General features: G+C 70.1%; 7 protein-coding genes and 1 pseudogene. 4 read left to right on the forward strand and 4 right to left on the reverse strand.

Going from position 1 to position 8,369, the window contains the following annotated elements:
- On the reverse strand, positions 1-992 hold a 992-nt coding region (locus AC30N0_RS01840), incomplete at its 3' end, for an S-(hydroxymethyl)glutathione dehydrogenase/class III alcohol dehydrogenase (RefSeq protein ID WP_489516236.1).
- Positions 989-2,641, reverse strand: coding sequence for a GMC family oxidoreductase (locus AC30N0_RS01845; protein ID WP_489516237.1), 1,653 nt, complete (start codon positions 2,639-2,641; stop codon positions 989-991). The genes AC30N0_RS01840 and AC30N0_RS01845, both read right to left, overlap by 4 nt.
- A 44-nt stretch (positions 2,642-2,685) precedes the next feature.
- Between AC30N0_RS01845 and AC30N0_RS01850 the strand changes: the two genes are divergently transcribed.
- Positions 2,686-3,978, forward strand: a complete 1,293-nt coding sequence (locus AC30N0_RS01850) for a phospholipase D-like domain-containing protein (protein WP_489516238.1) — start codon at positions 2,686-2,688, stop codon at positions 3,976-3,978.
- A 33-nt stretch (positions 3,979-4,011) separates the two neighbouring features.
- Here the strand turns inward: AC30N0_RS01850 and AC30N0_RS01855 are convergent, their stop codons facing one another.
- Positions 4,012-5,535 (reverse strand): phospholipase D family protein, encoded by a 1,524-nt coding sequence (locus AC30N0_RS01855; RefSeq protein ID WP_489516239.1) that lies wholly within the window; start codon positions 5,533-5,535, stop codon positions 4,012-4,014.
- 172 nt (positions 5,536-5,707) lie between these two features.
- Here AC30N0_RS01855 and AC30N0_RS01860 point away from each other — a divergent pair, with 172 nt between their 5' ends.
- Positions 5,708-6,247, forward strand: a complete 540-nt coding sequence (locus tag AC30N0_RS01860; RefSeq protein ID WP_489516240.1) for a peroxiredoxin — start codon at positions 5,708-5,710, stop codon at positions 6,245-6,247.
- A 48-nt stretch (positions 6,248-6,295) separates the two neighbouring features.
- Here the strand turns inward: AC30N0_RS01860 and AC30N0_RS01865 are convergent, their stop codons facing one another.
- On the reverse strand, positions 6,296-7,597 hold the full coding sequence (locus AC30N0_RS01865) for a PQQ-dependent sugar dehydrogenase (protein ID WP_489516241.1): 1,302 nt from the start codon (positions 7,595-7,597) through the stop codon (positions 6,296-6,298).
- A gap of 84 nt (positions 7,598-7,681) precedes the next feature.
- Here AC30N0_RS01865 and AC30N0_RS01870 point away from each other — a divergent pair, with 84 nt between their 5' ends.
- On the forward strand, positions 7,682-7,891 hold the full coding sequence (locus AC30N0_RS01870; protein WP_489516242.1) for a hypothetical protein: 210 nt from the start codon (positions 7,682-7,684) through the stop codon (positions 7,889-7,891).
- A gap of 130 nt (positions 7,892-8,021) precedes the next feature.
- Positions 8,022-8,369: pseudogene (locus tag AC30N0_RS01875) on the forward strand (hypothetical protein); the annotation flags it as partial.

Below are 8,369 nucleotides of genomic sequence, written 5' to 3' on the forward strand. Positions count from 1 at the left end.
TCCATGTACCAGTCGACGATCTTCGGCACGTCGGTGCGGCCTCGCGCGCCGCCGAAGGCCGAACCCTTCCACTGCCGGCCGGTGACGAGCTGGAACGGCCGGGTCGAGATCTCCGCCCCGGCCGGCGCCACGCCGATGATGATCGACTGGCCCCAGCCCTTGTGGCAGCACTCGAGCGCCTGCCGCATCGTGGTGGTGTTGCCGATGCACTCGAAGCTGTAGTCGGCACCGCCGTCGGTGAGCTGCACGATGGCGTCGACCACGTTCGGCACGCTCTTCGCGTCGATGAAGTGCGTCATCCCGAACTCGCGCGCCATCGTCTCGCGACCGGGGTTCAGGTCGACGCCGATGATCTTGTCGGCGCCGACCATCTTCGCGCCCTGGATGACATTGAGGCCGATGCCGCCGAGCCCGAACACGACCACGTTCGCGCCGGCCTCGACCTTGGCCGTGAAGATCACCGCTCCGACGCCGGTGGTGACGCCGCAGCCGATGTAGCAGACGACGTCGAAGGGCGCGTCGGGGCGGATCTTCGCCAGCGCGATCTCCGGCACGACGATGTGGTTGGCGAAGGTCGAGGTGCCCATGTAGTGCAGCAGCGGCTGGCCGTCCTTCGAAAAGCGGCTCGAGCCGTCGGGCATCAGGCCCTTGCCCTGCGTGCCGCGGATCAGCTGGCAGAGGTTGGTCTTCCTCGACAGGCAGAACTTGCACTGCCGGCACTCGGGCGTGTAGAGGGGGATGACGTGGTCGCCCTTCTTCAGCGTCGACACGCCGGGGCCGACGTCGAGCACGACGCCCGCGCCCTCGTGGCCGAGGATGGCGGGGAACAGGCCTTCGGGGTCGGCGCCGGACAGCGTGAACCAGTCGGTGTGGCAGATGCCGGTGGCCTTGACCTCGACGAGCACCTCGCCGGCGCGCGGCCCTTCGAGGTCGACGGTCTCGATGCTGAGCGGTTGGCCTGCCTTCCAGGCCACGGCGGCACGGGTCTTCATGCGGGTTGACTTTCCAGGTAAAGCGGCGGGGCCGCGGCAAGGGAGGGGGCGGAGCGGCGGATCAGGTCGGCCGCCTTCTCCGCGATCATGATCGTCGGCGCATTGGTGTTGCCGCTGACGATGCTCGGCATCACGGAAGCGTCGACCACACGCAGGCCGGCGATGCCGTGCACGCGCAGCTCGGCGTCGACGACGTCGAGCGGGCCCGGCCCCATGCGGCAGCTGCCGACCGGGTGGTAGATGGTGTCGGCATGGCCGCGGACGAAGGCCTCGATCTCGGCGTCGCTGCGCGCCGAGGCCGACGCGGCGAGCTCGCGTGCGCCGTGGCCGGCGAGCGCCGGTTGCGCCAGGATGTGCCGCATCTGCTTGAAGCCGAGCACCAGCGCATCGACGTCCTCGCGCTCGCCCAGGAAGTTCGGGTCGATGCGCGGCGCCGTGCCGGGGTCGGCGCTGGCCAGGCGCACGCTGCCGCGGCTCTTCGGCCGGAGCAGGCACACGTGGCACGAGTAGCCGTGGCCGAACACGACCTTGCGGCCGTGGTCGAGCAGCTTGCCGATGACGAAGTGCAGCTGCAGGTCGGGCCGCTCCACGTCGGGCCGGCTGTGGATGAAGCCGCCGGCTTCGGCGAAGTTGGTCGTCATCGGGCCGCGCCGGTGCCGGCGCCACTCGCGGATGCCGCGCGCGGCGTCGAACGCGCCCCGCAACGACAGGCCGAACAGGTCCTTCAGGTGCGGCGCGTCGAGGACCTGGATCACGTCGACGTGGTCGTGCAGGTTGCCGCCGACGCCGGGCAGGTCGTGCCGAACCTCGAGGCCGAGCGAGCGCAGGTGCTCGCCCGGACCGATGCCCGAGAGCATGAGCAGCTGCGGCGACTGCAGTGCGCCGGCGGCGAGCAGGACCTCGCGGCGGGCACGCAGGGGGGTCGCGACGCCGCCGACTCTCATCTCGACGCCGACGGCGCGCCGGCCCTCCAGCACCACGCGTCGGGTCTGCGCCTGCGTGATCACCTTCAGGTTCGGCCGGCCCAGGTTCGGCGTGAGGTAGGCCTTGGCGGCGCTGAAGCGCTCGCCCCGGCGATGCGTCACCTGGTAGAAGCCGACGCCTTCCTGGCGCTCGCCGTTGAAATCGGGGTTGGCCGCGTGCCCGGCCTGCCGGGCCGCCTCGACGAACAGCGAACCGAAGCGATGCGGTTGCGCGAGGTCCATGACGTTGAGCGGGCCGCCCACGCCGTGGAAGGCATCGGCGCCGCGCTCGTTGTGCTCGGCGCGCCGGAACCAGGGCAGCACGTCGGCCCAGGCCCAGCCCGGGTTGCCCGCAGCGGCCCAGGCGTCGTAGTCGGCCGGCTGGCCGCGCACGTAGATCATGGCGTTGATCGAGCTCGAGCCGCCGAGCACCCTGCCGCGCGGCTGGTAGCCGCGCCGGCCGCCGAGGCCGGGCTGCGGCACGGTCTCGAAGCCCCAGTTCGCCGACCCGGTCTGCGCCAGCACGGCGAGCCCGGCCGGGCAGTGGATCAGCACGCTCTTGTCGACGCCGCCGGCCTCGAGCAGGCAGACGCTGACCTGCGGATCCTCGCTGAGCCGGGCCGCGAGGACGCAGCCGGCGGAGCCGCCGCCGACGACGATGTAGTCGAACTCCGTTGCGGCGCTCATCGGCCGAAGGCGAGGGCGAGCGAAGTCCGGGCGACAATGCGGCGATGCATCGAAGGATTGTGCCGCGCCGGACCTGGCTCTATGTGGCCGGCGCCGTGGTCCTCACGGTGGTCGCGGTGCTGCTCGCCCTCAACCTGCTCGGCGGCGAGAAAAAGATCGAGCGCCGGCTCGAGCGCCTCTACCCGATCGAGCACCCGCAGTTCGTTCGCGACCTCGGCTTCCTGCTCGGCCCGGCGGTCGTGGGCGGCAACCGCTACCGCGTGCTGCTCAACGGCGACGCGATCTTTCCGGCGATGCTCTCCGCCATCCGCTCGGCGAAAACGTCGATCACCTTCGAGACCTACATCTACTGGTCGGGCGACATCGGCCGGGCCTTCGCCGACGCCCTGTCGGAGCGGGCCCGCGCCGGCGTCAAGACGCACGTCCTTCTCGACTGGCTCGGCAGCGTCAAGATGGACGAGGCGATGGTCGAGGAGATGAAGCGGGCCGGGGTCCAGGTCCAGCGCTTCCATCCGCCGCACTGGACGCACCTGAGCCGCTTCAACAACCGCACCCACCGCAAGATCCTCGTCGTCGACGGACGCATCGGCTTCACCGGCGGCGTCGGCATCGCCCCGGAGTGGACCGGCAACGCCCAGGATCCCGAGCACTGGCGCGACTCGCACTTCGAGGTCGAGGGGCCGGTCGTCGCGCAGATGCAGGCGGTCTTCCTCGACAACTGGATCAAGGCCTCGGGCGACGTGCTGCACGGCCCGGTCTACTTCCCGGCCATCGAGCCGGCCGGCAACGGCTCGGCGCAGATGTTCAGCAGCTCGCCCACCGGCGGCAGCGAGAGCATGCAGCTCATGTACCTGCTGGCCATCACCTCGGCGACGAAGTCGATCGACCTGTCGGCGTCGTACTTCGTTCCCGACGATCTCAGCCGTGCCGCCCTGCTCGAGGCGCTCAAGCGCGGCGTCAAGCTGCGCATCGTCGTCCCCGGCGAGCACATCGACTCGGACACCGTGCGCAGCGCCTCGCGCGCGACCTGGGGTCCGCTGCTCGCCGCCGGCGCCGAGATCGCCGAGTACCGGCCGACGATGTACCACTGCAAGGTGATGATCGTCGACGGCCTGCTCGTGTCGGTGGGCTCGACCAACTTCGACAACAGGTCCTTCCGCCTCAACGACGAGGCGACGCTGAACATCGTCGATGCCACATTCGCCCGCGAGCAGACGGCGATCTTCGAGGCCGACCTCGCCAAGTCACGGCGGATCAGCTTCGCCGAATGGAACGACCGTCCGCTGAAGGAGAGATTGCTGGAGCGGCTCGCGTCCGTGCTCGGCTCGCAGCTCTGAGGGCCTGGCGACGGCCCTGGCCGCGGCCCGGGTTCAGAGCAGCTGCTCGGGCACGAACCAACCCATCAGCATGTTGTGCACGCGCAGCCACAGGCTCGACTCCGGTTCCACGCCGAGGATCACCTCGGTGTCGCCGTCGACGGTGAGCCACTGCAGGGCCTTGGTCTTCGGATCGAGGCGGACCCGGTAGGCGCTTTCGAGCTTGCTGATGTTGATGACCCGCAGCATCTCCTTGGCAATGGCCGGGTTGTCGATGAACATGCCGAGCTCGGTGTTGGCGCTCGCCGAACGCGGGTCGAGGTTCATCGAGCCGACGAACACCTGCTTGCGGTCGATGACGGCCGACTTCGCGTGCAAACGGCCGAGCGAGTTGCCGAAGGCGCCGAGCCGCTTGGTCTTCTGCGCCCGGGTCGGGCTCAGCTCGTAGAGGTCGACGCCGGCCTCTAGGAGGGCCGGCCGGTACTTCGAGTAGCTGTTGTGGACCAGGGGCTCGTCGGTGGCGGCGAGCGAGTTGGTCATCACGGTCACCTTGACCTGTTCCTTCTGCAGGTGGCGGAACGAGGCGACGCCTTCCGGCCCCGGGATCATGTAAGGCGAGGTCAGGACCAGCTCGTTCTTGGCCTGCCACACCCGCATCATCACGCCGTTGGTGACGCTGGTCTCGAAAGCGATCTGCGGGCTCTTGGAGAGCAGCTTTTCCGGCGGGTCGGCGAACGCATGCGCGATGCCCCAGTGCAGGCCGAGCTGGCCCGTCTCCAGCTCCTCGCCGATCGGGCCGTAGCCGAGGACGTCGGTGTCCGGCGGATCGCTCGGCGGCGACATCGGCAGGCTGGCCAAGGTGGCATCGAAGGCCTTCTGCCGCGCCAGCTTGTCGCCGAGCTTCTCGCCGATCCGGTCGATCGGGTAGACGACCTCGCTGTTCCAGTAGCGGTCGAAGATCGCGGACAGCTCGGCGATGACGGCGCCCATGAGGAAGGCGTCCATGTCGACGAAGTTCGAATCGCTGCCGAGCAGGAAGTACTCGTCGGCGATGTTGCGCCCGCCGATCACCGCCATCGCGTTGTCGGCGATGAACATCTTGTTGTGCATGCGGTGATTGAGGCGGCCGAAGTCGAAGATCGAGGCGATGTACTTGCCGGCGACGCCGCCCGACCGGTTGCAGCAGAACGGGTTGAAGAGATGGACCTCGACGTTCGGGAACGAAGCCAGGCCACGCAGCAGCGCGTCGGTGTGGAAGGTGTACAGGTCGTCGACCAGGAGGCGGACCCGCACGCCGCGCAGCGCCGCGTCGCGCAACTTCGACAGCAGGAGGCGGCCGGTCCGGTCGTTCTCGATCACGTAGTACTGGACGTCGAGCGAGTGCGTCGCCCGCTCGGCCAGCTGGATCCGCGCGTCGAGCGAGAAGGCGCCCAGCGGCAGCAGGCGCACGCCCGTCTGCTCCTCGGAAGGAAGCGAGGCGCGGGCGATCTTGACCAGCGGGCTGTCCGGGTTGGACGGCAGGGCCAGCGTGTCGGTCCGGCCGACGTTTGCGGGCAGGGTGCCGCACCCGGCCAGCACCGCGGCTACGAAGCAGAGGGCGACCAGGCGACGGAGGGCGGCAGTCCAGGAAAGAAACTCGCCTGCCGGCGCGACAGGGAGCCCGTGTGCCCGGTCGCCGCGGGCCTCGAGCCTGTCGGCGTCGCCAGGGCTTCCTTTCTCGTAAGATTCCCGACCTGGACCGGAGCCTGCCATGAAGAAGTTTCTAGCGCTCATCCTGCTGTTGCTCTCGTTGTCAACGCCTTCATACGCAGCACTCGACGTCGGAGATGCTGCGCCAAACTTTACAGTGCCGGCGGCGCTCGGCGGCAAGGTATTCAAGTTCACCCTTGCCGAGTCGCTGGCCAAGGGACCGGTGGTCCTGTATTTCTTCCCGGCCGCCTTTTCGGTCGGCTGCTCCATCGAGGCGCACGAGTTCGCCGAGGCCATCGGCAAGTTCGAGGCGCTCGGCGCGACCGTGATCGGCGTGTCGTCGGACGACATCGCGACGCTCGGCAAGTTCTCGGTCCAGGCCTGCCAGGGCAAGTTCCCGGTCGCGTCCGACGAGGCCCAGAAGGTGATGAAGTCGTACGACGCCGTGATGGCGCTGCGCCCCGACTACGCGAACCGGATCTCCTACGTGATCGCGCCGAACGGCAAGGTGATCTACAACTACCAGAGCCTGAACCCGAACCGGCACGTCGAGAAGACGCTGGCGGCGCTGCGGGAATGGGACAAGTCCAGGGCCAAGTAGCCGGACCTGACGGCAGGAGGGGCGCCGAGCTCGGCTTGCCGCGGGCCCTCAGCGCGCCGGCGCGACGCGCCAGACGATGTTGCCGACGTCGTCGGCCACCAGCAGCGCCCCCGTCCGGTCGAGCGCCACGCCGACGGGCCGGCCCTTGGCCTCGCCGTCGGCGGTGAGGAAGCCGGTCAGCACGTCGAGCGGCTGGCCCGACGGCCTGCCCTCCGCGAACGGCACGAACACGACCTTGTAGCCGCTGTGCGGCCGGCGGTTCCACGAGCCGTGCTGCCCGATGAACATGCCCCGGGCATAGGCCGCCGGCAGCGACGTCCCCGCCGACCATGCCAGCCCGAGCGATGCCGTGTGCGCACCGAGCGCGTAGTCGGGCACCAGCGCGTGAGCGACGAGCTCGGGCCGCTGCGGCTGCACGCGCACGTCGACGTGCTGGCCGAAGTAGCTGTAGGGCCAGCCGTAGAAGCCGCCGTCGCGAACGGAGGTCAGGTAGTCGGGCACCAGGTCGCTGCCGATCTCGTCGCGCTCGTTGACCACGGTCCAGAGCCCGCCGCCGGGGCCCCAGGCCATCCCGTTCGGGTTGCGCAGCCCGGTCGCGAACAGGCGCTTGCTGCCGCTGGCGAGGTCGATCTCCCAGATCGCGGCCCGTCCTTCCTCGACCGCCAGGCCCTTCTCCGCGACATTGCTGTTCGAGCCGACGGTCGCATAGAGCTTGCTGCCGTCCGGGCTGGCGAGGAGGCTCTTGGTCCAGTGGTGGTTGAGCGGGCCGCCGGGCAGATCGGTCACCGGCACCGGCGGCGTGGCGACGCGGAGCGCACCCTCGGCGTAGTCGAAGCGGACGACGCCGTCGGCATTCGCGACGAAGAAGTCGCGGCCGACCAGGGCCATCCCGAACGGCGAGCGCAGCCCGTCGACGAAGACGCTTCTCGACTGCGCCGTGCCGTTCGCGTTCAGGCCGCGCAGCAGGGTGATGCGGTCGGCGCTCGGCGTGCCCGCACCGGCGCGCTTCATCACCTGCTTCATGATCCAGCCGCGGATGCCGCCGCCCTCGCGCGGCGGCGCATTCGATTCGGCGACCAGCACGTCGCCGTTCGGCAGAACGTGCAGCCAGCGCGGGTGAGCCAGGCCGCTGGCATACGCGGTCACCGCCAGCCCCGGTGCGGCGACCGGCTTGTCGCCGGCCGCCCAGCCCCGCGCCGGCGCGATGTGAACGGTCGGCAGAAGGGTCTTGCGCGGCGGCGGCAACTGCGGCGTCGGGCCGGTTCCGGCCGCGATGGGGAGGGTCGCCGACTCGCCGCAGGCAGTGACGAGCAGCGCCGCTGCGAGCGAGCACGCGAAGGTCGGCTTCATGCGTGACGCACTGGGCAAACGGCACGCCTGTCGCGGCCACGGGCGGCCCCCCGCGGCTCGGGCCCGGGGCACACTGGCGCGGCCATGAAGCAGCCGCTGTCCGACACCCGCCGTCGCTCGCTTGCCCGGCCGCTCCGCTTGTACGCGCTCGGGCACGCTGCGCTGCTTGTCGGCGCCTGGACGATGGACGCCTTCGGCTCGATGCTGCCGATGGCCCTGGCCGCGTCCGCCTGCCTGATGCGGACCGTGCCGCTCGTTCGCTACTTCATCGGTCCGGCCCCGCAACGCCGCTGAGCCGCCGTCCGTAGGAAAAAGCCGACCCGGTCGGCGCCGTTCGGACGACCCGGGGGTCCGGCCCGAGCCGCTTCGGCGCTGCCGGCCTCTCGGCCATGCTCCAGCCTCGGTTCAACCATCAGGAGTACGCATGAACACAGACAACAAGCCGATGCTCACCGGCCTCTTCCGCGATCGGGACAGCGCCGAGCGCGCCTACCAGTCGATCTCCGACCGCGGCTACCACCGCGACGACGTCAACCTGGTCATGTCGGACGAGACCCGCAAGCGGCACTTCCAGGGCGACGCCGCCGGCCGCGAGACCGAGCTGGGCACGAAGGCGGCCGAAGGCGCGGGCATCGGCGGCGCGATCGGCGGCAGCCTCGGCGCGATCGCCGCGGCGATCGCCGCGGTCGGCACGACCATCGCCCTGCCGGGGCTCGGTCTGGTGATCGCCGGCCCGCTGGCGGCCGCGATCGCCGGCGCCGGTGCCGGTGCG

Source organism: Rhizobacter sp. (genome assembly GCF_031412495.1).
GTDB lineage: Bacteria > Pseudomonadota > Gammaproteobacteria > Burkholderiales > Burkholderiaceae_C > Schlegelella_A.

Coding starts and splice junctions, on each gene's coding strand:
- AC30N0_RS01845 (WP_489516237.1), bottom strand. CDS start 2,641: ATGAGCGCCGCAACGGAGTTCGACTACATCGTCGTCGGCGGCGGCTCC.
- AC30N0_RS01850 (WP_489516238.1), top strand. CDS start 2,686: ATGCATCGAAGGATTGTGCCGCGCCGGACCTGGCTCTATGTGGCCGGC.
- AC30N0_RS01860 (WP_489516240.1), top strand. CDS start 5,708: ATGAAGAAGTTTCTAGCGCTCATCCTGCTGTTGCTCTCGTTGTCAACG.
- AC30N0_RS01865 (WP_489516241.1), bottom strand. CDS start 7,597: ATGAAGCCGACCTTCGCGTGCTCGCTCGCAGCGGCGCTGCTCGTCACT.
- AC30N0_RS01870 (WP_489516242.1), top strand. CDS start 7,682: ATGAAGCAGCCGCTGTCCGACACCCGCCGTCGCTCGCTTGCCCGGCCG.